This is a genomic window from Micromonospora violae, assembly GCF_004217135.1.
In the GTDB taxonomy this organism is placed as follows: Bacteria; Actinomycetota; Actinomycetes; order Mycobacteriales; family Micromonosporaceae; genus Micromonospora; species Micromonospora violae.
The window spans coordinates 981,333-1,005,323 of sequence record NZ_SHKK01000001.1 but is presented as its reverse complement, the minus strand read 5'-3'; the positions used below and the strand labels follow the sequence as shown (position 1 = coordinate 1,005,323).

26 protein-coding genes and 1 riboswitch are annotated in these 23,991 nt (G+C 72.4%); of the genes, 5 read left to right on the top strand and 21 right to left on the bottom strand.

Going from position 1 to position 23,991, the window contains the following annotated elements:
* Window positions 1-83: 83 nt before the first annotated feature.
* The 10 genes from pheT to EV382_RS04445 form a co-directional block, all read right to left on the bottom strand.
* Window positions 84-2,630, bottom strand: a complete 2,547-nt coding sequence (gene pheT, locus EV382_RS04485; RefSeq protein ID WP_130400364.1) for a phenylalanine--tRNA ligase subunit beta — start codon at window positions 2,628-2,630, stop codon at window positions 84-86.
* 40 nt (window positions 2,631-2,670) lie between these two features.
* The gene (gene pheS, locus EV382_RS04480; RefSeq protein WP_030335722.1) at window positions 2,671-3,738 is read right to left on the bottom strand and encodes a phenylalanine--tRNA ligase subunit alpha; all 1,068 of its coding nucleotides are present in this window, start codon (window positions 3,736-3,738) and stop codon (window positions 2,671-2,673) included.
* 218 nt (window positions 3,739-3,956) lie between these two features.
* Window positions 3,957-4,754 carry a TrmH family RNA methyltransferase gene (locus EV382_RS04475; protein ID WP_130400363.1) on the bottom strand — a complete coding sequence of 266 codons (798 nt, stop codon included), beginning with the start codon at window positions 4,752-4,754 and terminating at the stop codon, window positions 3,957-3,959.
* 83 nt (window positions 4,755-4,837) lie between these two features.
* Complete coding sequence (gene rplT / locus EV382_RS04470; RefSeq protein WP_130400362.1) at window positions 4,838-5,230, bottom strand: 50S ribosomal protein L20; 393 nt, start codon at window positions 5,228-5,230, stop codon at window positions 4,838-4,840.
* A 32-nt stretch (window positions 5,231-5,262) separates the two neighbouring features.
* Window positions 5,263-5,457 (bottom strand): 50S ribosomal protein L35, encoded by a 195-nt coding sequence (gene rpmI / locus EV382_RS04465; protein ID WP_007458415.1) that lies wholly within the window; start codon window positions 5,455-5,457, stop codon window positions 5,263-5,265.
* 20 nt (window positions 5,458-5,477) lie between these two features.
* Window positions 5,478-6,125 (bottom strand): translation initiation factor IF-3, encoded by a 648-nt coding sequence (gene infC, locus EV382_RS04460; protein WP_030335715.1) that lies wholly within the window; start codon window positions 6,123-6,125, stop codon window positions 5,478-5,480.
* A gap of 405 nt (window positions 6,126-6,530) precedes the next feature.
* On the bottom strand, window positions 6,531-7,004 hold the full coding sequence (locus EV382_RS04455) for a PH domain-containing protein (RefSeq protein ID WP_165435709.1): 474 nt from the start codon (window positions 7,002-7,004) through the stop codon (window positions 6,531-6,533).
* Window positions 7,005-7,072: 68 nt separating this feature from the next.
* Entirely contained in the window at window positions 7,073-7,261 is a 189-nt protein-coding gene (locus EV382_RS32560) for a hypothetical protein (protein ID WP_165435708.1), read from the bottom strand.
* A 133-nt stretch (window positions 7,262-7,394) separates the two neighbouring features.
* Window positions 7,395-8,240, bottom strand: a complete 846-nt coding sequence (gene hisG, locus EV382_RS04450; RefSeq protein ID WP_130400361.1) for an ATP phosphoribosyltransferase — start codon at window positions 8,238-8,240, stop codon at window positions 7,395-7,397.
* A gap of 48 nt (window positions 8,241-8,288) precedes the next feature.
* Window positions 8,289-8,552 carry a phosphoribosyl-ATP diphosphatase gene (locus tag EV382_RS04445; protein WP_030335709.1) on the bottom strand — a complete coding sequence of 88 codons (264 nt, stop codon included), beginning with the start codon at window positions 8,550-8,552 and terminating at the stop codon, window positions 8,289-8,291.
* A 133-nt stretch (window positions 8,553-8,685) separates the two neighbouring features.
* Here EV382_RS04445 and EV382_RS04440 point away from each other — a divergent pair, with 133 nt between their 5' ends.
* From EV382_RS04440 to EV382_RS04430, 3 genes are read left to right on the top strand one after another with little or no spacing between them, the layout of a single operon-like run.
* Window positions 8,686-9,549, top strand: a complete 864-nt coding sequence (locus EV382_RS04440) for an ABC transporter substrate-binding protein (protein ID WP_130400360.1) — start codon at window positions 8,686-8,688, stop codon at window positions 9,547-9,549.
* On the top strand, window positions 9,546-10,391 hold the full coding sequence (locus EV382_RS04435) for an amino acid ABC transporter permease (protein ID WP_130400359.1): 846 nt from the start codon (window positions 9,546-9,548) through the stop codon (window positions 10,389-10,391). The genes EV382_RS04440 and EV382_RS04435 overlap by 4 nt, the downstream gene beginning before the upstream one ends.
* A 2-nt stretch (window positions 10,392-10,393) precedes the next feature.
* On the top strand, window positions 10,394-11,137 hold the full coding sequence (locus EV382_RS04430) for an amino acid ABC transporter ATP-binding protein (protein WP_130400358.1): 744 nt from the start codon (window positions 10,394-10,396) through the stop codon (window positions 11,135-11,137).
* Window positions 11,138-11,194: 57 nt separating this feature from the next.
* Here the strand turns inward: EV382_RS04430 and ribH are convergent, their stop codons facing one another.
* The 7 genes from ribH to rpe all read right to left on the bottom strand — a co-directional run bounded on the left by ribH (window position 11,195) and on the right by rpe (window position 17,399).
* A complete protein-coding gene (gene ribH, locus EV382_RS04425; protein WP_130408438.1) occupies window positions 11,195-11,695 on the bottom strand; it encodes a 6,7-dimethyl-8-ribityllumazine synthase in 501 nt (166 codons plus the stop codon).
* Window positions 11,696-11,697: 2 nt separating this feature from the next.
* The gene (locus EV382_RS04420) at window positions 11,698-12,963 is read right to left on the bottom strand and encodes a bifunctional 3,4-dihydroxy-2-butanone-4-phosphate synthase/GTP cyclohydrolase II (protein WP_130400357.1); all 1,266 of its coding nucleotides are present in this window, start codon (window positions 12,961-12,963) and stop codon (window positions 11,698-11,700) included.
* Window positions 12,960-13,643: a nicotinamide riboside transporter PnuC gene (pnuC, locus tag EV382_RS04415; RefSeq protein WP_130400356.1), complete on the bottom strand. Its 684-nt coding sequence runs from the start codon at window positions 13,641-13,643 to the stop codon at window positions 12,960-12,962. The genes EV382_RS04420 and pnuC overlap by 4 nt, the downstream gene beginning before the upstream one ends.
* A complete protein-coding gene (locus EV382_RS04410; protein WP_130400355.1) occupies window positions 13,643-14,281 on the bottom strand; it encodes a riboflavin synthase in 639 nt (212 codons plus the stop codon). The genes pnuC and EV382_RS04410 overlap by 1 nt, the downstream gene beginning before the upstream one ends.
* 1 nt (window position 14,282) lies before the next feature.
* Complete coding sequence (ribD, locus tag EV382_RS04405) at window positions 14,283-15,344, bottom strand: bifunctional diaminohydroxyphosphoribosylaminopyrimidine deaminase/5-amino-6-(5-phosphoribosylamino)uracil reductase RibD (RefSeq protein ID WP_130400354.1); 1,062 nt, start codon at window positions 15,342-15,344, stop codon at window positions 14,283-14,285.
* A gap of 167 nt (window positions 15,345-15,511) precedes the next feature.
* Window positions 15,512-15,682, bottom strand: a riboswitch (FMN riboswitch).
* Window positions 15,683-15,760: 78 nt separating this feature from the next.
* Window positions 15,761-16,717, bottom strand: a complete 957-nt coding sequence (locus tag EV382_RS04400) for a response regulator (protein WP_130400353.1) — start codon at window positions 16,715-16,717, stop codon at window positions 15,761-15,763.
* Window position 16,718: 1 nt separating this feature from the next.
* Window positions 16,719-17,399 carry a ribulose-phosphate 3-epimerase gene (gene rpe, locus EV382_RS04395; protein ID WP_130400352.1) on the bottom strand — a complete coding sequence of 227 codons (681 nt, stop codon included), beginning with the start codon at window positions 17,397-17,399 and terminating at the stop codon, window positions 16,719-16,721.
* Window positions 17,400-17,653: 254 nt separating this feature from the next.
* Here rpe and EV382_RS04390 point away from each other — a divergent pair, with 254 nt between their 5' ends.
* Together EV382_RS04390 and EV382_RS04385 are read left to right on the top strand one after the other, a co-directional pair.
* Window positions 17,654-18,544 carry a septum formation family protein gene (locus tag EV382_RS04390; protein ID WP_130400351.1) on the top strand — a complete coding sequence of 297 codons (891 nt, stop codon included), beginning with the start codon at window positions 17,654-17,656 and terminating at the stop codon, window positions 18,542-18,544.
* An 82-nt stretch (window positions 18,545-18,626) separates the two neighbouring features.
* Window positions 18,627-19,517, top strand: coding sequence for a septum formation family protein (locus EV382_RS04385; protein ID WP_130400350.1), 891 nt, complete (start codon window positions 18,627-18,629; stop codon window positions 19,515-19,517).
* Window positions 19,518-19,560: 43 nt separating this feature from the next.
* On the opposite strand, the gene EV382_RS04380 is transcribed toward EV382_RS04385, so the two are convergent.
* The 4 genes from EV382_RS04380 to EV382_RS04365 form a co-directional block, all read right to left on the bottom strand.
* On the bottom strand, window positions 19,561-21,039 hold the full coding sequence (locus tag EV382_RS04380) for an RsmB/NOP family class I SAM-dependent RNA methyltransferase (RefSeq protein WP_244236904.1): 1,479 nt from the start codon (window positions 21,037-21,039) through the stop codon (window positions 19,561-19,563).
* Window positions 20,994-21,920: a methionyl-tRNA formyltransferase gene (fmt, locus tag EV382_RS04375; protein WP_130400348.1), complete on the bottom strand. Its 927-nt coding sequence runs from the start codon at window positions 21,918-21,920 to the stop codon at window positions 20,994-20,996. Before fmt ends, EV382_RS04380 begins: the two co-directional genes overlap by 46 nt.
* Before the next feature lie 5 nt (window positions 21,921-21,925).
* Entirely contained in the window at window positions 21,926-22,483 is a 558-nt protein-coding gene (gene def / locus EV382_RS04370) for a peptide deformylase (protein WP_130400347.1), read from the bottom strand.
* Window positions 22,484-22,780: 297 nt separating this feature from the next.
* A complete protein-coding gene (locus EV382_RS04365; protein WP_130400346.1) occupies window positions 22,781-23,764 on the bottom strand; it encodes an AAA family ATPase in 984 nt (327 codons plus the stop codon).
* Window positions 23,765-23,991: the final 227 nt, after the last annotated feature.

The following is a 23,991-nucleotide window of genomic DNA, read 5'->3' as shown; positions in this document are numbered from 1 at the left end:
CGTGCACTCACTGTGCCCGGGTAGCCGACCAAAGGCGCTGATCGGCAACACAAACTGCAAGATCGCGAGGGTGGGAACGGGGGTTAGGCGCCGCGCAGGGTCGCGCCGAGTCGCTCCGCCGCGACGGCCACCGCCGCGTCCCGTGCGGCGACCGCCTCCTCGACGGTGAGCGTCCGATCCGGTGCCCGGAAGGTCAGCTTGTACGCCAGTGACCGCCGACCCTCGCCGAGCTGCGCACCGGAGTAGACGTCGAACAGCCGCACGTCCTCCAGCAGCTCACCGGCGCCCGCCTCCAGCGCCCGGCGCACCTGCTCCGCCGGCACCGACTCGTCCACCACCAGGGCCACGTCGATCAGCGCCGGCGGGAAGCCGGACACCGTCGGCGCGGGCAGCACCGGGGTAGGCGGCAGCGCGTCGAGGTTCAGCTCCATCGCGCTGGTGCGGCGGGGCAGCTCCAGCGCCGCGACCACCACCGGGTGCAGCTCACCGGCGTGTCCGACCACCGAGCCGTTGACCCGCAGCTCGGCGCAGCGACCCGGGTGCCACGGGGCGTACTCGGCGGCACGCACCTCGACCCACTCGTCCGGGATCCCGGCGGCGGCCAGCACGTCACGGCCCGCCTCGATCGCGTCGGCCCAGCCGGCCGGTCGACCCGGCCCCCACCAGCCGGCCGGGTCCAGGTCGCCGGTGAGCACCACCGCGACGTGCACCGGCTGCGCCGGCACCACCGCGTCGGCGGCCGCGAACTCCGCGTCGGTGGGGCGCCGGTCCACGCCCATCGCCGGCGGGCTGCCGGCGCCGACACGCGGGTGGAAGACCGCGCCGATCTCGGACAGGGCGAGGTCACGGTGACCCCGGCCGAGGTTGCGCTTGAGGACGCCGAGCAGCGGACCGAGCAGCGTGGTACGCAGCAGCGGCTCCTCCTCGGACAGCGGGTTGGCCAGTCGCACCGCGGGCCGCCGCGGGTCGTCGGCCGGCAGGCCGAGCTGGTCGGCCAGCTCCGGCGACACGAACGGGTGCGCGAGCACGGCCACGTACCCGCGCTCGGCCAGCGAGTCGGCGACGGCCCGGCGGCGACGCTGCCGCGGGGTCAGACCGCGGCCCGGCGGCGCGGTCGGCAGCACCGACGGCACTTTGTCGTACCCGTCGAGGCGGACCACCTCCTCGACCAGGTCGGCCGGGTCGGTCAGGTCGGGCCGCCAGGTCGGCGGGGTGACGCTCAGCACCACCCCGACGCCGCTGGCGACACCGACCGCACCCGGGTCCTCGGACAACCGGTCCGCGCCCTGCGCCACCGTGCAGCCGACCCGCTCCAGCAGGTCGACCACCCGCGCCGGCGGGTACTCGACGCCGACCCGCCGGGTCGGCAGGTCCGCCGGGAGGCTGATCGGGGTACGCGGGCGGACGTGGTCGATGTCCAGGATCTCCGCGCTCGGCGTACCCCCGCCGTGCTCGGTGAGCAGCCGCACGGCACGCTCCAGCGCGACCAGCGCCACGGCCGGGTCGACGCCCCGCTCCCAGCGCTTCGCGGCCTCGCTGAACAGCTTGTGCCGGCGGGCCGTGCGCCCGACCATCGCCGGGTCCCAGTGCGCCGCCTCGAAGAGCACGGTGGTGGTGCCGGCGACGACCTCGCTGGTCTCGCCGCCCATCACGGCGGCGAGGGAGATCGGCCCAGTGTCGTCGCAGATGACCATGTCGTCGGCGGTGAGCACCCGGCTGACCCCGTCGAGGGTGGTCAGCTTCTCCCCCGCCTCGGCGCGACGGACCACCAGCGGCCCGGCGATCCGGTCGGCGTCGAAGGCGTGCATCGGCTGACCCAGCTCCAGCATCACGTAGTTGGTGATGTCGACCGGCAGCGAGATGCTGCGGATGCCGGCGGTGACGAGCCGCTGCTGCATCCAGGACGGCGTGGGCGCGGTCGGGTCGACGCCACGGACCAGGCGGGCGGTGAACCGGTCGCAGCCGACCGGGTCACGGACCTCCACCGGGTACGCCGGCGTCTCGGTGCCGCCCGGCGCCGGCACCAGGGCCGGGTCGCGCAGCGGCACGTCGAACGCGTGTGACAGCTCCCGGGCCAGGCCGCGCATGCTCAGCGCGTACCCCCGGTCGGGGGTGATCTCCAGGTCGAGCACGACGTCGTCGAGGCCGACCACCGGGCGTGCGTCGTCGCCCGGCTTCGCGGTCACGTCCGACCCCAGCACGATGATGCCGGAGTGGTCGTCGCCCAGGCCCAGCTCCTTCGCCGAGCAGATCATGCCCGCCGAGTTGTGCCCGTACGTCTTGCGCGCGCCGATGGCGAAGCCGCCGGGCAGGACGCCACCGGGCAGGATCACCACCACCCGGTCACCGACGGCGAAGTTGCGCGCCCCGCAGACGATCTCCTGCGGTTCGCCGGTGCCGTTGGCGGCACCCACGTCGACCCGGCAGAACCGGATCGGCTTCTTGAAGCCGGTGAGCTCCTCGATCTCACGGACCTCACCGACGACCAGCTGGCCGGTGACCGTCTCGGCCAGGTCCACCACGGACTCGACCTCGATGCCGAGGTCGACCAGTGCCTGCTCCAGGTCACCCGTGGGCAGGTCGGCGGGGAGGTCGACGTACTCCCGCAGCCAACTGACAGAAACTCGCATGACGTCAGACCACCGTTCCCGTGTCTCGTACCCGCATCGCCTACGCCCCGGTCCCGAGCGCGCGGCTGAACCGCACGTCGCCCTCGAAGAGATGGCGGATGTCACTGACCCCGTGTCGGACCATCAGGGTCCGGTCGATGCCCATGCCGAAGGCGAATCCGGAGTAGACCTCCGGGTCGACGCCGCAGGCCCGCAGCACCCGCGGGTTGACCATGCCGCAACCACCCCACTCGACCCACTGCGGGCCGTCCCGGTGCTCCGGGAACCACACGTCGAACTCCGCCGACGGCTCGGTGAACGGGAAGTAGTGCGGCCGCCACCGGGTCTTCGCCTCCGGGCCGAACATCGCCCGGGCGAAGTGGTCCAGCGTGCCCCGCAGGTGCGCCATCGTGATGCCCTTGTCGACGACCAGGCCCTCGGCCTGGTGGAACACCGGGCTGTGGGTGGCGTCGATCTCGTCGGTGCGGTAGACCCGGCCCGGCACGATCACATAGATCGGCGGCTTGCGGCTGAGCATCGTGCGGGTCTGCACCGTCGAGGTGTGCGTGCGCAGCACCAGGCCCGACCCCTCCGGTGCGATGTGGAAGGTGTCCATCAACCCGCGGGCCGGGTGGTCGGCGGGGATGTTCAGCGCGTCGAAGTTGACCCACTCCAGGTCGACCTCGGGCCCCTCGGCCACCTCGTAGCCCATCCCGACGAAGAGGTCACTGATCGACTCCATCAGGGTGCTCAACGGGTGCCGGGCGCCCCGCGGACGCCGGTCGTAGGGCAGGGTGACGTCCACCCGCTCCTCCACCAGCACCCGCTCGGCCTGCTCGCGCTCCACCACCTCGGCGCGCTCGGCGTAGGCGGACTCGATGGCCCGGCGGGCCTCGTTGACCCGCTTACCGGCGTCGGACTTCGCGGCCGGCGGCAGCGCGCCGATCTCCCGGCGCGCGAGGGAGACCGGTGACCGGTCACCCAGGTGCACCGAGCGCAGCGCGGTCAACGCGTCCGGGTCGGCGGCGGCCTCGAACGCCTTCGTGGCGTCCGCGACGGCCTCGGCCAGGGCGGCGGGGTCGAGCAGGGCGACCTGCTTCGGGTCGTACGGATCGTTGCGGTAGCTCATGGCGTACGGGCACTCCCTCACGGCGGCGCCAGCCCTCACCGGGGCGGCTAGGCGAGTCTACGGACGCGCGGCTGTGCCGCAGCCCGCCGGTAGGAGTTGCGCAGGGAGCAGGTCAGGCCCGCCGCCCGCCGACACCGGCGGGCTGGCTAAACGAACGCCGTGTCGCGTTCATGGACGGACGCTCTCCCCTGCTGTCAGTCGCACCGAGACGGTCACCCTCAGCGCTGCGCTCTCGCTGAAGCGTACAGGCAGACCGCGGCGGCGGCAGCCAGGTTGAGGCTCTCCGCGCGCCCGTACAACGGCACCCGTACCCGGGCGTCGGCGGCGGCGGTCAACTCTTCGGGCAGGCCGTGCGCCTCGGAGCCGAACAGCCACGCGGTGGGCCCGACGAGCCGACCGTAGTCGGTCAGGTCGTCCAGGTCGCTGTCGCCGTACCCCGTGGTGGCGAAGATCGACAGGCCGGCGGCGCGCAGCGCGTCGACCACCGCGACCGGGTCGGTGGCGCGCACCACGTCGACGTGGAAGAGACTGCCGGCCGAGGCCCGCACGCACTTGCCGTTGTACGGATCGACGGCGTCCCCGGCGAAGATCACCGCACCCGCGCCGGCCGCGTCGGCGGTGCGCAGCACCGTGCCGGCGTTGCCCGGATCGCGAATCTCAGCGAGGACCGCCACCAGCCGAGGCCCACCCGCGAGGGCCTGCTCCAGCGACACGTCCAGGTGCCGGCAGACCGCCACCAGCCCCTGCGGGGCGACGGTCTCGGCCAGCGCCGCGAGGGCGTCGTCGGTCACCTCGGAGACCGGCACGTCGGCGTGGGCCGCCTCGGCGGCCAACTCCGGATACCGGTCGAGCGCGGTGGTCGTACCGAACAGTTCGGTGACCACCCCCGGCCGTGCGAGGGCCTCGCGGACCGCCTGCGGCCCCTCGGCCAGGAACCGGCCGGTGGCGTCGCGGTCCCGGCGGCGGTGCAGCCGGCGGGCGGCGACGATCCTGGGGGTACGCGGGGTGAAAGCCATGGTGTGCGTTCCTCCGGCACGATTGAGGCGCCCCCCGGACGGCGGTGCCGACACGGGAGACGCCTCGCTCTGGTGCGTGGGGATCAGGCGGCCTGAGCCGCCGCGCCGCCGGTGCCCTCGGCCGCGACCGCGGCCCGGGCCAGCTCGACGATCGCCGCGAAGGCGGCGGCGTCGTTGACAGCCAGGTCGGCCAGGATCTTGCGGTCGACCTCGATGCCGGCCAGACGCAGGCCCTGGATCAGACGGTTGTAGGTCATCCCGTTGGCCCGGGCGCCCGCGTTGATCCGCTGAATCCACAGCTGCCGGAAGTCGCCCTTGCGGTCGCGACGGTCCCGGTAGGAGTACTGCATCGAGTGCAGCACCTGCTCCTTGGCCTTGCGGTACAGGCGAGAGCGCTGACCGCGGTAACCGCTCGCGGTCTCCAGCAGGGTACGACGCTTCTTCTGGGCGTTTACAGCCCGCTTGACGCGTGCCATCTCAACTCCTTCTTACGTAAAGGTGGCGCGCGTCAGCGGCCGAGCAGCTTCTTGATGCGCTTGACGTCGGCCTTGGCCAGCACGACCGTGCCGGTCAGCCGGCGGGTCTGGGTGGAGGGCTTCTTCTCCAGGTTGTGGCGGAGGCCGGCCTGCTGGGCAACGATCTTGCCCTTGCCGGTCACCTTGACCCGCTTACCCATACCCGTGTGGCTCTTCATCTTCGGCATGTGGAACGTCTTCTCCCCTGTTACTCGCCGCTGGTGGCGGCGGTGCCGGTGTCGCCGGCTGCTGCGGTCTCGCCGACCGCCGCGGTCTCATCGGCTGCCGGAGCGGCGGACTCGTCCCCAGCCCGGTCCCGTGGGCCACCGCGAGACGCCGTGGCGGCGACCGCGGAGGCCTTGACGGCCCGATGCGGAGCGAGAACCATGATCATGTTTCGGCCGTCCTGCTTCGGAGCGGCCTCGACGTATCCCAGGTCCGTGATCTCGGACTCGAGCCGGCGCAGGAGCCGGTAACCCAGCTCCGGGCGGCTCTGCTCGCGACCGCGGAACATGATCGTCACCTTGACCTTGTCGCCCGCCTTGAGGAACCGCACCACGTGACCCTTCTTGGTCTCGTAGTCGTGCGGGTCGATCTTCGGCCGAAGCTTCATTTCCTTGATGACGGTCTGCTGCTGGTTACGCCGCGCTTCGCGCGCCTTGAGTGCGCTCTCGTACTTGAACTTGCCGAAGTCCATGAGCTTGCACACCGGCGGGCGCGCCATCGGCGCAACCTCGACCAGGTCCAGATCGACGTCCGCGGCCAGCTGAAGAGCGCGCTCCAGCGGGACGATGCCCACCTGCTCACCCTCTGGGCCGACCAGTCGGACCTCACGTGCCCGGATCTGCTCGTTCACGCGTGGTTCGACGCTGATGGGGCCTCCTCGAGTCGTTTCTGCTCTGTCGCCGACCCCTGCGGCTCCCAGGAGGGAACCGACCCGAAAAGCAGAAGGCCCCGGCGTATGCCAGGGCCCGCTCGACCGGTCAGCACGATCACAAGGATCGCGCATCCAGCACCGGGACATGCCCGGAACCGGTGACCGGACCCGGCCACCGTAGCGGCGACTCGGGTGGGAGCAGGCGCTCCGCTTTCAAGGCTGCCTGCTCGCACGCGGAGACAGCCTGGTCGACTCGACAACACTACACCGGCGCCCCGGCCAGCCCCAAACCGGGCACGACCTGCGGTCAGGCGGCCGGGCTGTCGGGCGGCCGGCTGGGTCAGCGGCCGACGGCGCGGTCGGGCCTTCGGGCGGTCGGCTGGGTCAGCGGCCGACGGCGCGGTCGGCGAGCCGGGCCTGGTGGGCCTCGTGCAGCCGGCGCAGCGCGCGGACCCCGTCGACGGCCAACTCCTTGTCGGCGGCCTGCAACGCGACCAACGGCAGCAGGTCGTCGTCGTGCAGCTCCAGGCTGGCCCACGGCGCGCCCCGGTCGAAGCGCACGCCCCGGACGACCTCCCAGGGCAACTCGTAGGAGCTGATGACGTTACGCACCCGGATGCCGCGCGCGTCCGCCTCCACCCGGGGCCGGGTGAACAGCAGGAAGCCCAGCGCGCCGAAGACGCCCAGGCCGATCATGGCGATCTGATCGCCGCGCTGGAAGCTGCCGTAACCATCACCGGTCGGGCCACTGAGCGACGTGGCGACCAGACCGAAGACCACCACCAGGGCAGCCGCCGCCGACCAGCAGACCACCCGGATGCGGCGGGGCTTGAGGCGGACCAGCTCGGTTTCACTCACCCCACCAGTCTGCCACCCGCCCCCGCCCGGCAGACGCACCACCCGCCGAGCCACCACCCCAAAGCCGGTCAACCGCCCGCCACCCGCCGCCCGCCACCCACCATCCGCCGCCCGCCGCCCGCCGCCCGCCGCCCGCCGCCCGCCGCCCGCCATCCGCCGCCCGCCGCCCGCCGCCCGCCGTCCACCGCCCGCCGTCCACCGCCCGCCGTCCACCGCCCGCCGTCGATCATGGAGTTGTGGTGGGGGACGTAAGGCACGAAAGCGCCTGAACCGGCCACCATAACTCCATGATCGACGCGAGCGGGGCGGGGCGGGGCTGGGCGGGCGTGGGCGGGGCGGGGCTGGCGTGGGTGGGGTGGGGGTGCGGCGGGTGGCGGGAGGGGTTGGGGGTTACAGGCGGCAGGCGTGGATGTTGGTGACGAGGATGGCGCGGGCGCCCAGCTCGTACAGCTCGTCCATGATGCGGTGCACGTCGTCGCGGAGCACCATCGCCTGCACCGCCACCCAGCCCTCGCGGTGCAGCGGCGACACGGTGGGCGACTCGATGCCCGGGGTGAGCCCACTGGCCCGGTCCAGCAGACCGGCCGGCACGTCGTAGGCGAGCATCACGTAGCGGCGGGCCACCAGCACCCCGTGCAGGCGGCGCAGCAACTGCTCGGCCTGCGCGTGCGCGGGCGCGCCGGCCCGCCGGACCAGCACCGCCGACGAACGCAGCAGCGGCTCGCCGAAGACCACCAGGCCCGCCTGACGCAGGGTCGCGCCGGTCTCCACCACGTCCGCGATCACGTCGGCGACACCGAGGCGTACGGCGTTCTCGACGGCACCGTCGAGGCGGATCACGTCGGCCTTGACCCCCACCTCGCCGAGGTGCCGCTCGACCAACCCCGGGTACGCGGTGGCGATCCGGTGACCGCCCAGATCCTGGACGGAGGCGATGTCGTCGGGGCGGGCGGCGAAGCGGAAGGTGGCCCGGCCGAAGGCGAGGTCGACGACCTCCTCGGCCGGCGCAGCCGAGTCGATCAGCAGGTCCCGGCCGGTGATGCCGAGGTCGAGGTCACCGGAGCCGACGTAGGTGGCGATGTCCTTCGGGCGCAGGTAGAAGAATTCGACGTCGTTGGCCTCGTCGCGGCAGACCAGGTCCTTGGGGTCGGTGCGCTGGCGGTAGCCCGCCTCGCGCAGCATCTGGGCGGCCGGTTCGGCCAGGGTGCCCTTGTTGGGAATGGCGACACGCAGCATGACGGAGTGCTCCTTCGATCCGGTTGACAATCAACGGGGTGGGGGCACTCACAGATGTCGGTAGACGTCCTTGAGTTCGAGACCACTGGCGAGCATCAGCACCTGGACCTGGTAGAGCAGCTGGGAGATCTCCTCGGCGGTGCGCTCCGGCCCCTCGTGCTCGGCGGCCATCCACGACTCGGCCGCCTCCTCGACGACCTTCTTGCCGATGAAGTGCACGCCCTTGTCCAGCGCGGCGACGGTGCCCGAGCCCGGGGTGCCGGCAGCGGCCTTGGCCTGCAGCTCGGCGAACAACTCCTCGAACGTCTTCACGGGGAACGATTCTTCCAGCCACCCGGGCGGCACCCCGCGTCCGGGTCCGCCGGAATCCAGCAAGCGGACAATTTCCTACCAAGGTGGTGGGACAATTGTCGATCGACGCCCATGGAGCTCTACGCTGTCCGCCATGGCCAGCAGCTCACGTCTCCTCGCGCTCACCCTCGCCGGTGCCGCCGTCGTAGCGACCGCCGGATGCGCCCCACAGGACGAGAACCCCACCCCCGTCGTCACCGCCCCGCCCTCCTGCGCCAAGGACAGCCTGCCCACCCGTACGCCCGGCAAGCTGACCATCGCCACCGACCAGCCCGCGTACGAGCCGTGGTTCTCCGACGACAAACCGGACAACGGCGAGGGCTTCGAATCCGCGGTCGCGTACGCGGTGGCCGAGAAGCTCGGTTACGCCCGCGCCGACGTCACCTGGGTCCGGGTCAAGTTCGACACCGCGATCGCGCCCGGGCCGAAGGACTTCGACTTCGACATCAACCAGTTCTCCATCACCGAGGAGCGCAAGCAGGCGGTGGACTTCTCGGCGCCGTACTACCTGGTGCGGCAGACCGTCATCGCGTTGAAGTCCTCGAAGATCGCCGGCCGGACGTCGCTGGCCGACCTGCGTGACGCTCGGCTCGGCGCGCAGGTCGGCACCACCAGCTACCAGGCGATCACCGACGTGATCAAGCCAGCCGCCAAGCCGCAGGTCTACAACAGCAACGACGACGCCAAGAAGGCGCTGCAGAACGGGCAGCTGGACGGTCTCGTGGTGGACCTTCCGACCGCCTTCTACATCACCGGTGCGGAGATCACCGACGCGGAGATCGTCGGGCAGGTGCCGCAGGTCGGTACGCCCGAGGCGTTCGGGTTGCTGCTGGACAAGAACTCGCCACTGACCTCCTGCGTGACCGGCGCGGTCGGTCAGCTCACCTCGGCCGGCACCTTGAAGGAGTTGGAGCAGAAGTGGCTGGCGCAGGTGGCGGGGGCGGCCGAGCTGCGGTGACGCTTCTGGATCACGTGCCGTCCGAGGCGCAACTGCGGCGGTCGGCGTACCGGCGTCGGCAGACCGTCTACAGCGTGCTCGTGGCGGCGTCGTCGACGGCGGCGCTCGGCACGCTGCTGGTGATCGCGGTGACCGGGGCACCCGGTTGGGACCGGGTCCGGCGGTCGTTCCTGGATCCGGAGATCGCCCGCGACGCGCTGCCCACGGTGCTGAGCGGGCTCTGGCTCAACGTACGGCTGCTGGTCTGCTGCGCGGCCGGCGCGCTGCTGCTCGGTCTGGTGATCGCCGTCCTGCGGACACTGCGCGGACCGGTCTTCTTCCCGGTCCGCGCGCTGGCCGCCGGCTACACCTACACCTTCCGCGGCCTACCGCTGATCATCGTGCTCTACCTGCTCACCCTCGGTGTGCCGGGCCTGCGGTTGCAGGGCATGCCGCCGGTGCTGGTGCTGGGTGGGATCGCGTTGGTCCTCACCTACGGCGGCTACCTCGCCGAGGTCTTCCGCGCCGGCATCGAGTCGGTGCACTCCAGCCAGCTCGCGGCGGCCCGCTCGTTGGGCCTGACCCACCGGCAGACGATGCGGCACGTGGTCCTGCCGCAGGCCGTCCGTCGGGTGGCGCCACCCCTGCTCAACGACGTGGTGGCGTTGCAGAAGGACGTCGGGCTGGTCTCCCTCGCCGGGCCGATCGACGCGGTCCGGGCCGCCCAGATCGCCACCGCCCAGACCTTCAACTACACGCCGTACATCGTGGCCGGGGTGCTCTTCGTGCTGCTCGCGATCCCGCTGATCGCGGTCACCGACTGGGTCACGCTCCGTGCGGCCCGCCGACAGTCGGGAGGCTGACCATGGCATTGCTGCGCTGCCGGGGCCTGCGCAAGGAGTACGGCGGGCACGTCGTCCTCGACCACCTCGATCTGACCGTCGCCGAGCACCAGGTGGTGGCCCTGATCGGCGCGTCCGGGTCCGGCAAGTCGACCCTGCTGCGCTGCGTCAACCTGCTGGACGACCTCGACGACGGCACCATCGAGTTGGACGGGGCGGACATCTCCGATCCACGGGTGGACCCGGACCAGGTCCGGCGGCGGATCGGGATGGTGTTCCAGGCGTACAACCTGTTTCCGCACCTGAGCGTGTTGGACAACATCACCCTCGCGCCGCGCCGCGTACACCGGCGGGGCCGGGCGGAGGCCGAGGCGCACGCCCGGGAGTTGCTCGACCGGGTGGGGCTCGGCGCCAAGGCGGACGCCTACCCGGACCGGCTCTCCGGTGGGCAGCAGCAGCGGGTGGCGATCGTCCGGGCGCTGGCCAACTCACCTCGACTGATGCTGCTCGACGAGGTCACCTCGGCGCTGGACCCGGAACTGGTCGGCGAGGTGCTGGCGATGATCCGCGACCTGAAGGCCGACGGCATGACGATGGTGCTGGCCACCCACGAGATGGGCTTCGCCCGGGAGGTCGCCGACGAGGTGTGCTTCCTCGACGCCGGTCGGGTCGTGGAGAGCGGCCCGCCCGAGCAGGTGCTCGGCGAGCCGACCCAGCCTCGGACCCGGCAGTTCCTGCGCCGGATCATCGAGGCCGGTCGGCTCTGACCACGAACGGCTCGGCCCGCGAACCGTGCACGGGGCAGCCCGCGAACCGTGAACGGCTCAGCCCGCGAAGCCGACCCGCTGGGCGTTGCCCGCCGCCACGGTCCGCACGGCCAGCGCCGCGTCCAGCGCCGCGACGGTGGCCGCCCAGCCCTTGTCCTCGGCCGAGCCGGGCAGACCGGCGCGGTCCCGGGCCTGCTCGATGGTCTCCACGGTCAACACCCCGTGCGCCACCGGCTTGCCCTCGTCGAGCGCCACCCGGGTCAGCCCGTCAGTGACCGAGCGGCAGACGTAGTCGAAGTGGGCGGTGGCGCCACGGACCACCACGCCGAGCGCGACCACCACGTCGCAGCGGCGGGCGAGGGCCTGCGCGACCACCGGCAGCTCGACCGATCCGGCGACCCGGGCCACCACGGAACGAGCCCCGCACGCCTCGGCGGCGGCCACCGCCCGCTCCAGCATGTGGTCGGTCAACTCGCCGTGCCAGCGGGCGGCCACCACCCCGACGGTCAGCCCCGCGGCGTCGACCGCCTCGACTCCCGGCTCACCGAAACCCGCCATCGTCATGCTCCGATCTCGTCGTTGGCGACCGGACGCCCCAGCGGCGCCTCGGCCCCCTCGTCCAACTCGTCCAGCAGGTGACCCATCCGGTCCCGCTTGGTGCGCAGGTAGCGCATGTTCTCCGGATGCGCGCCGACCGGCAGGCTCTCGCGGCCGGTGATGGCCAACCCGTACCCCTCCAGCCCGGCCCGCTTGGCCGGGTTGTTGGTCAGCAGCCGCATCGACCGCACGCCCAGGTCGTAGAGGATCTGCGCGCCGGTGCCGTAGTCGCGGGCGTCGGCCGGCAGGCCCAGGTCGAGGTTGGCGTCGACGGTGTCGCGGCCCAGGTCCTGCAACTGGTACGCCTGCAGCTTGTGCAGCAGCCCGATACCGCGACCCTCGTGCCCACGCATGTAGAGCACCACGCCCCGGCCTTCCTGCCCGACCCGGGCCAGTGCGGCGTCCAGCTGCGGCCCACAGTCGCAGCGCAGCGAGCCGAACACGTCCCCGGTCAGGCACTCGGAGTGCACCCGGACCAGCACGTCCTGGCCGTCACCGAGGTCACCCAGCACCATCGCGACATGTTCGGCCGGGTCGTGCTCGGCGCGGTAGCCGAGCGCCCGGAACACCCCGTGCTTCGTCGGCATCCGGGCGTCGGCGACCAGCTCGACCTGCTTCTCGGTCCGCCGCCGGTAGGCGATCAGGTCGGCGATGGTGATCAGCGTGAGGCCGTGCTCGGCGGAGAACTTCTCCAGGTCCGGCACGCGCATCATGGTGCCGTCGTCGTTGACCAGCTCGCAGAGCACGCCGGCCGGACGCAGCCCGGCCAGCCGGGTCAGATCGATCCCCGCCTCGGTGTGTCCCGGGCGACGCAGCACGCCGCCCTCGCGAGCGCGCAGCGGCACCACGTGCCCGGGGCGGGCCAGATCGGTCGGGCCGGTCGCCGCGTCGGCGAGCAGCCGGGTGGTGTACGCCCGGTCGGCCGCCGAGATGCCGGTGCTGACCCCTTCGCGGGCGTCCACGGTCACCGTGTACGCGGTGCCGCGCCGGTCCTGGTTGGTGTGGTGCATCGGCGGCAGGTCGAGCCGGTCGGCCTCGCTCTCGGTCAACGCCACGCAGACGTACCCGGAGGTGTACCGCACCATGAACGCCATCAGCTCCGGCGTGGCCAGCTCGGCCGCGAAGATCAGGTCGCCTTCGTTCTCCCGGTCCGCGTCGTCGACCACCACGACCGGACGGCCGGCCGCGATGTCCGCGATCGCCTGCTCGATATCCCCAAAGCTGGTCACGCGGTTGCCTCCCGGTAGATCGGCGTGCGGACGGTGGTCGTCGCCCGCGAGGTGCGCCACCAGGCGGCGAAGCCCCAGACGCAGAGGGCGCCGTAGATCAGGTACATGACGGCCGACGGGTAGAACCCGCCGCGCAGCAGCAGCGGCACGCCGACCGCGTCCACCGCGATCCAGAGCAGCCAGAACTCCACCCAGCCGCGGGCCATGCCGTAGGTGGCCAGCAGGCTGCCGGTGAGAATCCAGGCGTCGGGCAGCGGGCCCCACGAGCCCAGCGCCTTCAGCACCGGGTACGCCGCGACGGTGCCGATCACGGCGGCCGCCAGCAGCATCAGCCGTTCCCGTCCGGTGGCCCAGCGCGGGACGACCGCCGCCCGCCCGGCGTCGGCGCGACGGTTGCGCTGCCAGCGCCACCAGCCGTACACGCTGACCGTGAAGAAGAACACCTGTCGGCCGGCCTGCCCGTACAGGTCGTGCTCCTGCGGGGTGGCGAACACCCCGCCGAGGAAGACGGTGAGGAGCAGCGCGTTACCGATCATGCCGACCGGCCAGGCCCAGACCAGCCGACGCAGCCCGAGCAGCGCCGAGATCAGCCCGAACGCGTTGCCGACGATCTCCCGGGCCAGCACCGGCGAGCCGGCGACCTGCACCTGGGCGTCCAGGAGCCAACCGAGCGGGCCCATCAGGCCACCCCGCCCGGGTTCGCCGCCGATTCGCGGGTGTCGGTGAGCCGGTCGCCGAGCAGCCGCTCGACGTACTTGGCCAGCACGTCGACCTCCAGGTTGACCGGGTCGCCGACGCCCTTCGCGCCGAGCGTGGTCAGCTTGAGCGTGGTCGGGATCAGCCCGACGGAGAACTCGTCCGCGCCGACGGCCGCCACGGTCAACGAGACACCGTCGATGGTGATCGAGCCCTTCTCCACCACGTACCGGGACAGGGCGGCGGGCAGTCGGAACCGGACGGTCTCCCACTGTTCGGCCGGCTCCCGGGAGATCAGTTCGCCGACGCCGTCGACGTGGCCCTGCACCAGGTGCCCGCCCAGTCGACTGCCGAGCGCGGCGGCCCGCTCCAGGTTGACCGGGTCGCCGGGGCGCAGCGCGCCCAGGGCGGAGCGGCGCAGCGTCTCCCCCATCACGTCGGCGGTGAAGACGCCGTCGGCCACCTCCACGACGGTCAGGCAGACACCGTTCACGGCGATCGAGTCGCCGTGCCGGGCGTCGGACGTGACCAACGGGCCACGTACGCCGAGCAACGCCGAATCGCCCGCCGTCGGCGCGACCCGGACGATCTCGCCCAGTTCCTCGATAATGCCGGTGAACATGTCAGCCCTCCCTTTTGCGGGGCAAAGCGGTAATCCGGAGATCCGGACCGATCTGCGTAACGTCGACGAACTCCAGATCGATGGCCTCAGCGATGGTGGTCACTCCCGCGTCGACCAGAGCGGTCGGACCGGCACCGAGCAACCGCGGCGCGACGTACCCGACGATCTTGTCGACCAGGCCGGCCTTCAGGAACGCGCCGGCCAGCCGGGGACCGCCCTCCAACAGCACCGCGCGGACCCCGCGCTGGTGCAGCGCCGCGAGCAGCGCCGGCAGGTCGACCCGGCCGTCCGGGTCGGCGCCGACCTCGTCGGCGGTCGCGATCCACGTCCGCGCGGCGCCGTCGCGGACCCGGGCGTCAGCCGGGGTACGCCCCGAGGAGTCCACCACCACGCGCAGCGGCTGCCGGATGGCCAAACTGCCGTCGCGCAGGTTGCGGGCGGTCAACCGGGGGTCGTCGGCGAGCACGGTGCCCACTCCGGCGATAACCGCGTCGACAGTGCCGCGCAGCGCGTGCACGTCGATCCGGGCCGCCTCCGAGGTGATCCACATGCTGGTGCCGTCGACCGCGGCGGAGCGCCCGTCGAGCGTGGCGGCGTACTTCCAGATCACGTACGGCCAGCCCCGGCGCATCGAGGTCAGCCACGCGACGTTGCCGGCCTCGGCCTCCTCGCCGCGTACCCCCAGATCGACCCGGACCCCGGCGGCGCGCAGGGTGGCGGCACCGCCGGAAGCGACCGGGTTGGGGTCCGGTACGGCGATGACCACCCGGCCCACCCCCGCCTGGACGAGCGCGGAACTACAGGGGCCGGTGCGGCCGGTGTGATCGCATGGTTCGAGAGTGACGACGGCGGTGCCGCCCTTGGCCCGCCGGCCGGCCTGCGCGAGGGCGACGATCTCGGCGTGCGGCCCGCCGGCGTACGCGTGGAAGCCCTCGCCCACGACCTCGCCGTCTTCGTCGAGCAGGACACACCCGACCACCGGGTTGGGGCTGGTGGTGCCGAGCCCGCGCGCCGCCAACTCGATCGCACGCCGCATCGCCTCATCAACGGAGACGCTGGCCATCGCCTTGCCCCTGCCCTCTCACTCGCCGGTCCGCGCGCGGGCGGTCAGGGAGGCGGTGGCCATGGGGCCACGGGCAGGCGGTGGCGGATTCCGGGAACGGCACAGCCGCCCCGGGAGGGTCGGCACGGCACGCTGAAGCCAGCGGCCGGCTCGGACCCGTCCGTCCCGCGCGCTGTCTCCCATCCGGACTGTCTGGGCGCGGACGAACCGCCCCCAACCGTCGGCCCCGGATTTTCACCAGGTCCACCGGACGGCAGAGCCGTCCGGGTCGCGGGCTGACCACGGTTGGACCGTGGATCACCGCCGGTTCGGAATTTCACCGAGTCCCGCCAGCGCGTGGTGGGTACACCGGAAGTCTTACACGCTGATCCGGCTCCGCCGCCACCTAGGCGAGCTACTTCACAGCGTTATCACGTTCAGGTGACGCCGCGACGCCGGTCCACCGCCACGTACGAGCCCGGTTGGCTCTTGGCCACGGTCTTCATCTCCGAGGCCATCGCGATCGCCTCGAGGGGGTCGGAGAACCGCTTGCCGGCGTCGGAGAGGGACACCCCGATGGAGAGCGTGACCAGGGCCGCGCGCCGGATGTTGCCGCGCCGGTCCTTCAACTCGACGAAGCCGCGCTCCCGGTCGGTCGGGTCGTAGAGGGCGTCGGCGGCGGTCTCGAAGTCGACCACCGCCTGGGAGGTCAACGGACGGACCTGGTCCGGTGCGCAGACGATGACGAAGTCGTCGCCGCCGACGTGACCGAGGAAGGCCGGGGGCAGGCCGACGCCCACCACCGCCCGGTGCAGACTGCGGGCCAGCGCGGAGATGAAGTCGTCGCCACGGACGAAGCCGTACCGGTCGTTGACGCTCTTGAACCGGTCGATGTCGACGTAGCCGACCGCGTAGTCCACGCCGTTGCGGACCCGGTCGCTGATCTCCCGACGGATCCGGCTGTTGCCGGGCAGCCCGGTCAGCGGGGAGACCTCCCGGAACTCCTTGTTGCGGCGCAGCGTGGACGAAACCCGGGCCACCAGCTCGGCCGTGTCGAACGGTTTGACCAGGTAGTCGTCCGCGCCCGCGCTGAGTCCGTGCACCTTGTCGACGGTCATCCCCTTGGCCGTCAGCATGATCACCGGAAGGGCGGAGGTCATCGGGTCGGCGCGCAGCCGCCGGGTCAGCTCCAGCCCGTCGATCCGGGGCATCATGAGGTCGACCACCGCGAGGTCCGGCCGTTGGCGCTCGATGACCTCCAGGGCCTCCTGGCCGTCGCTGGCGTGGATCACCTCGAAGCCGTGCAGTCGCAGGTTGAACTCGACGAAACGCGCGATGTCCTCGTCGTCGTCGACGACCAGGATGACGTCCTTGCGGTCGGCCTCGGGCTCCACCTCAGGCCCCGGGTGCCGCGCGTTCCGCCAGGGCCCGCAGGTGCCGTACCGCCTCCGCCGGATCGGCCGCCCCGTACACGGCGGTGCCGGCCACGAACGCGTCGGCGCCGGCGGCGGCCGCCTGCTCGATGGTGTCGGCGGCGATTCCGCCGTCCACCTCGATGCGCAGCTCCAGGTGCCCGCTCGACACGTGCCGTCGGGCGGTCCGCACCTTCTCCAGCAGCTGCGGAATGAACCGCTGCCCACCGAAGCCCGCCTTGATCGTCATGATCAGCAGGGTGTCGAAGCTGGGCAGCAGGTCCAGGTAGGGCTCGATCGGGGTGTCCCGGTCGATGGCCAGGCCCGCCTTCGCACCCGCCGAGCGCAGGTCCTTGGCCAACGCCACCGGGTCGTCGGACGCCTCCGCGTGGAAGGTGACGTTGTACGCCCCGGCGTCGGCGTACCCGGGCGCCCACCGGCGCGGGTCCTCGATCATCAGATGCACGTCGAAGGGCATCGCCGTGACCGCCCGCAGGCTCTGCACCACGGGCAACCCAATGGTCAGGTTCGGCACGAAGTGGTTGTCCATCACGTCGACGTGCAACCAGTCCGCGGCGTCCTCGACGGCACGGACCTCTTCGGCGAGGCGGGAGAAATCGGCGGCCAGGATGCTCGGCGCGACGATCGGCGGCGGTACGGTCACCGGGCCAGTGTACGAACGTGGCCACCCGCCACCCGCATCGCGCCACCCTCGGGGACGCGCTGTGACCCAGTAGTGACCAGTGGTGCAGAATTGAGCGCTCCGGACCCCCGAATCCGGACGAACAGACATCAGTGGCTGGCCGATCGACGGAAACGCGACGACACTCCAACCGGGACGGTGCCGTAGGCTGCACGCCCGCCGGGGTTTCGCTGCGGGGCGCGGCGACCGGCCGCCAGCTCCCGGGAGGGCGGACGATGCGACGGTGGCTTCCAGCGCTGGTGCTGGCCGGCGTCACGACGATGCTGCTGGCCGGTTGCGGGCCAGCGCGGGGCGCGGACGGTGATCTGACCGACGACTGGCCGACGCTGCGGGTGCCGAAGCCGTTCACCCCCGCCACCGACACCTGTCTGCCGCGCATCACCACGATCGTGCAGGCCAGCACGTACGAGACGGTGGACTGCGCGCGTAACCACCTGGCCGAGACCATCCACGTCGGCACCTTCGTCGGGCCGGACGCGCTGACCGAGACCCGACCTGCACCCGGATCGTCGGCGCTGCGGACGGCCCGCGCCGAATGCGACCAGCGGGCCCGGCAGGTGCTCGGCGGTGACTGGCACACGGCCCGGCTCGCGCTCTCCCTCGCGCTGCCGTCCGGGCCCGCCTGGGCCGGGGGTGCCCGGTGGTTCCGCTGCGATCTCAGCGAGACCGGCAGCATCGACAACACCCGCCCGGTGAACCGCACCGGCAGCCTGCGCGGCGCGTTGATCGGCGACACGCCCCTGACGCACCGCTGCTTCGACCCCAAGCTGATCGGTGACAACCTCAACTACATGGCGCCGGTGCTCTGCAGCGAGCCGCACCGCGCCGAGTTCGTGGGTGTCTACGAGGAACGGGACATGAGCTGGGCGGAGTTCGCCAAGTCCGCCGAGCAGGCGCACCGGCGCTGCATGGCGCTGATCGCCGACTACGCGAAGGTGCCCAACAACAGCGAGCTGCCGTACCGGGCCGGGTCCATCTACTACCCGCCGTCGCAGCGGGAGTGGGAGGAGGGCGACCGTGGAGTGCGCTGTTTCCTGTGGAGCGACGACCGCAAACTCACCCGCTCGATGCGCGACGCCGGCCCCGAGGGACTGCCCGCGATCTGAGCAGCGGTGCCGTATGCTGCTGCGCCGTGGCGCTACCGACCGGCGGGGTCCGGTCGGGGGTCACCGGCGGCGGGAGGTCGGGATGCGACGGTGGTTGGCGGCGTTCGCCGGGGGTGCGGCCCTGGCCCTGGCGTTGGCCGGGTGCGGCGCACCCGCCGGACTCGACCGTGACCTCATCGACGACTGGCCGGCGCCCGTCGCGGCGCAGCAGTTCGTTCCCGCCGCCGACGTCTGCCACCACAGCTCCCAGCAGGTCGGCTTCCTGACCGGCTACAACCCGACGGCGTGCACCGAGGCGCACCGGGTGGAGACCATGCACGTCGGCACCCTCACCGGCCCGGGCGCCACGGGCGCGACGCCCCCGCAGACCGGTTCGCCCGGCATGCGGGCCGCGCAGGCGGGGTGCGACACCGCGGTCAACAAGGCGGTGGGCGCCGACTGGCGGTCCGGGCGGCTCGGCCTGACCGTGGTGCTGCCGTCACCGCCGGCCTGGTCGGGCGGCGCCCGCTGGTACCGCTGCGATGTCACCGAGATCGCCAGCATCGACGACACCGCTGTCGACCTGCGCACCGGCAGCCTCCGGGGCGCGCTGTCCGGCGCGGCCCCGCTGGCGTACCGCTGCTTCAACCCGAAGCTGGTCAAGGACGACATCGACGAGATGGTGCCGGTCTCCTGCACCGCCAAGCACCACGCCGAGTTCGTCGGCGTCTGGCAGGCGCCGGACGTCAGCTACGCCGATTTCACCCGCAGCACCAAGCGGACCCACCGGGCCTGCCAGACGATGATCGCCAAGTACGCCAAGGTTCCGGACAACTCCCAGCTCGACTTCCGGGCCGGAACGATCTACTACCAGCCGTACGAGGAGGAGTGGCGCAACGGCAACCGGGGCGTGCAGTGCTTCCTCTGGATCTCCGACCGGAACCTGACCCGCTCGATGAAGAACGCCGGCACCAAGGGTCTTCCGGTCACCTGAGTCCGGCCGGTCGGCGCACCGACCGGCCGGACTCAGGGTCGACTCAGCCGCGGCGCAGAACCGCGAGGAACATCGCGTCGGTGCCGTGGCGGTGGGGCCAGAGCTGCACGGTCGGCCCGTCGCCGAGACCGGGCATCCCGGCCGGCAGCAGCGGTCGGGCGTCCACGAAGTCCACCGGGACCCCACTACGGCGGGCCGCCTCGGTCACCGTCACGTGCGTCTCGACCGTGTGCGGCGAGCAGGTCACGTAGGCGACCAGGCCACCCGGGCGGACCGCCCGCAGGGCCGCGCCGAGCAGTTCCCGTTGCAGCCGGGTCAGCGGCGGCAGGTCCGACGGCTGGCGACGCCACCGCGACTCCGGCCGACGCCGCAGCGAGCCCAGCCCCGTGCACGGGGCGTCCACCAGCACCCGGTCGAAGTGCTGCTCCGGCAGCTTCGGGTCGCCGCCGACATCCCGGCCGTCCATGGTCAGCACGGCCACCGGCAGGCCCCGGGTCGCCTGGGCGACCAACCGGGCGCGGTGCTCGGCCACCTCCACCGCGGTCACCCGGGCACCGCGCTGCGCGGCCAACGCGCCGAGCAGCCCGGCCTTGCCACCCGGGCCGGCGCACAGGTCCAGCCACCGCCCATCCGGGCCGTCCAACGGCGCGCCGGCGAGTGCGGCCGCCACCAACTGGGAGCCTTCGTCCTGCACGTGCGCACGGCCGTCGGCCACCGCCGGGATGTCACCGGGCGCGCCGCCGGGCAGATAGACGGCGTACGGCGAGAAGGCGCCGGGCGCACCGCCGGCCTGGTCGGCCAGCTCGACCGGGTCGATCAAGCCAGGTCGGGCGCACAGGTGCACCGGCGGCCGCTCATTGTCCTCGATCAGGAGGCGGGCCGTCTCACCCAGGTCGCCGCCCAGCGCCTCGGAGAAGGCCCGCACGATCCACTGCGGGTGGCTGTACGCCAACGCGAGGTGCCCGACCGCGTCGGTCTCCATCGGTGGGGCCAGCTTCGCCACCCACGCGTCCACGTCACGGGAGGACACCTCGCGCAGCACCGCGTTGGCGAAGCCGGTGGCACCCGGTGCGACCGACCGGACCAGGTCCACCGTCGAGGAGACCGCGGCGTGCGCCGGCACCCGGGTGTGCAGCAACTGGTACGCCCCGAGCCGCAGCGCGTCGCGGACCGGCGGGTCGATCCGGGCCACGTCCCGGCCGGCCGCGTCGGTCAGGATCGCGTCCAACGTGCCGAGGTGGCGCAGGGTGCCGTAGGTCAACTCGGTGGCGAAGGCCGCGTCCCGACCGACCAGCGCCTCCTCCCGCAGGATGGTGGGCAGCACCAGGTTGGCGAACGCGTCGTCACGGTGCACCGCCGCCACCGCCTCGTACGCGGCGCGGCGCGGTCGGTCCAACGGTGGTCGGACGGGGCGGCGCTCCCCGCCACGGCCGGTCGACGGGCCGGAGCGCGTCGGTCGGGTTCCCTCCGGTGCTGTCACGCGAAATCCTCTCCGGTGCCGACCCGGACGCCGCGCGCCCAGTCGGTCGCACCCATGGCCCGCTTGCCCGCGGCGCGGACCTCGCCGAGACGCACCGGCACGGTCGCCGTGCCGACCAGCACCCGGGACTTCTCGACCAGCAACTCCCCCGGCTTCAGCTCGGGGCCGTCGGGCACCGGGACGACCGGGCCGAGCTTCACCCGCTCGTCGCGGAAGGTGGTCCAGGCGCCCGGCGCGGGCGTACCGGCGCGGATCCGCCGGTCCACGGCGAAGGCCGGGTCGGCCCAGCGCACCCGCGCGTCGTCCACGGTCAGCTTCGGTGCCAGCGACACCCCGTCGGCCGGCTGCGGCTCGGCGCGGGCGGTGCCGTCGGCGATCGCGTCCAGCACCGCCACCAGCAGCCCGGCACCGGAATCGGCGAGCCGCTCCAGCAGGTCGCCCGAGGTGTCGGTGGCGCGGATCTCGTCGGTCAGCGTGCCGTAGACCGGGCCGGTGTCCAGGCCCTCCTCCAGCTGGAACACGCTGGCCCCGGTCAGCTCGTCACCGTGCAGCACCGCGTGCTGCACCGGCGCGGCGCCACGCCACGCGGGCAGCAGGGAGAAGTGCAGGTTGATCCAGCCGTACCGGGGGATCTCCAGGGCCGCCGGCGGCACCAACGCGCCGTAGGCGACCACCGGCACGCAGGCCGGCTCCAGCTCGCGGAGCCGGTCGAGGAAGTCCGGGTCGCGGGGACGGGCCGGCGTGAGCACCTCGACGCCGTGCTCGTCGGCCCACGCGCCGACCGCGGAGCGGGACAGACCCCGGCCACGCCCGGCGGGCGCGTCCGGCCGGGTGATCACGGCTACCAGCTCGTGTCGGGAGGCGGCGACGGCGGCCAGGGCGGGAACGGCGACGGCCGGCGTACCGGCGAAGATCACGCGCATCCGGGTCAGCGCCCCAGACCGAAGGGGTCGCCGGTGTGCGGGCTGAGCTTGACCGTGGGCGGGGCCGCCGCGTCGTACCACTCGGCCTGGCGGATCGCCTTCATGGCCTCCTTGCGCCCCTCGGCGTCCAGTCGGTCCAGGAAGAGCACGCCGTCGAGGTGGTCGGTCTCGTGCTGCACGCAGCGCGCCATCAGACCGGTGCCGACGATCTGCATCGGATCACCGAACGAGTTGAAGCCCTTGGCGACGACGTTCTGCCGCCGCTTGGTGTCGAAGTAGAGCCCGGGGATCGACAGGCAGCCCTCCGGGCCGTCCTGCTCCTCCTCGTCGGGGAACTCCAGCACCGGGTTGATCAGGTGCCCGAGAACGTCGTCGACGTCGAAGGTGAACACCCGCAGGCTCACACCGAGCTGCGGCGCGGCCAGGCCGGCGCCGTTCTGCTCACGCATCGTGTCGGTGAGGTCGGCGACGAGCCGACGGAGCTCGGCGTCGAAGTCGACCACCGGATCGGCCGGCGTGCGCAGCACCGGATCCCCAAACAGACGGATGGGCTGGACGGTCACGCGGGACGACTCCTTCTTCGGATGGGACGAGCGGTGCCGTACCAGTCTACGGAGTGCCCGGCTGGGCGCCGGGCGGCGCACCTCGATCAGCCAGCACCGGTGTGCCCAGCGTCACCGGCCGGCAGCCCGGGCCAACAGACCGCGCACCCGTTCGACGTCCGGGTGATCGAGATCGTCGAGAATGCCCCGGGCAGGCCGCCAGGTGCGTACCGCACCGACGGTGTCCCCCACCGCCGTACGACTCGGTGGCCGGGCCGGTGCGCGTACCCCGCGCGTCGGCCCGGCCTCGCGCTCGGGTCAGACGCTGGCGCCCGGGTCCCCCGCGAGCACCGCGTCGCCACGGAGCAGCGCGGGCTCGGGCAACGGCAGTTGGATCTTGTGAGCGGCTTCCCAGTCGTAGATCAGGCCGGGGCGCACCTGGGCGGCGAAGTAGTCGATCGCGGTCATCCCACCCACGACCGGCTCGTCGACCTCGGCGACCAACTGGGCCGGAACCAGGGAGAACCCGTTCTGCAGGGCGGCGCTGAGGCGGCGGTGACCGTCGACGACGAAGAAGTACTCGCCGGTGAACCCGATCTTCAACGGTTCGAGGGCCTCGTCGCCCCCCTCGGCCACGTCACCGACGAAGTCGGTGTCCCACAGATCCCGCAGGGTGGCGATGTCCTCGGTCGGGTAGACCCGGGCCGGGTCCAGCAACAGCAGCGGCGGCGCGTCGCGCAGCACCTCGGCGCCGAGGGTGCCCTCGTACGCGGCCACGATGTGCTCGATCACCTCGGCGGCGGACGCCCGGGTCGTGTCGCAGATCAGGTCATAGTTGCGCAGCCGGGCCTTGTCCACCCCGTAACGGATGATGAACCGGCTGCGCTCGCTCGCGCTGCGCTCCCGCAGCTTGGCCTTCGCCTCCTCCAGGGAGGAGTAGCTCTCCGCCGGCCCGGACGGGCGGGCGAGCACCCGGCGGGCCGCCTCACCCGGCTCGGTGATCATGTGCACCTTGAGCGCGTCGGTGAAGAAGTGCCAGGCCAGCCGGGAATCCATGATCAGGCGCTCACCGGAGGCGGCGATGTCCCGCTGGAGCTGGTCGACGTAGCCGTCGACGGCCTGGTCGAGCTCGGCGTGCAGGTTGAGCTGCAGGGCGGTCATCTGCCGCTGCTGCGCCATCTCCCGGTAGAGGTCCCCCACGCTGACCCGGCGCATGCCGAGCCGCTTGGCGATCTCGACCGACACGGTGCTCTTACCACTGCCGAGGTCGCCGTTGAAGACGATCGATTGTCCAACGGTCACGACTGGTCCACCCCTGATCACCGGCTCATTGACATATCGACCCCCGCGCCCGACCGACGCGTTCCTGCCATCCCCGCGTCATCCCGCGGCGGCTCCAGCTCGGCGCCTCTGACGCTCTCCCGTGATCGGGAGCCCGTCGTACGCCTCGGCATGACGGGCGATGCTACCACTCGGATGCCACCGCTTTACCGGACGCGGTGTGCGGTGGCCACTGCGGTTGGCGAGGT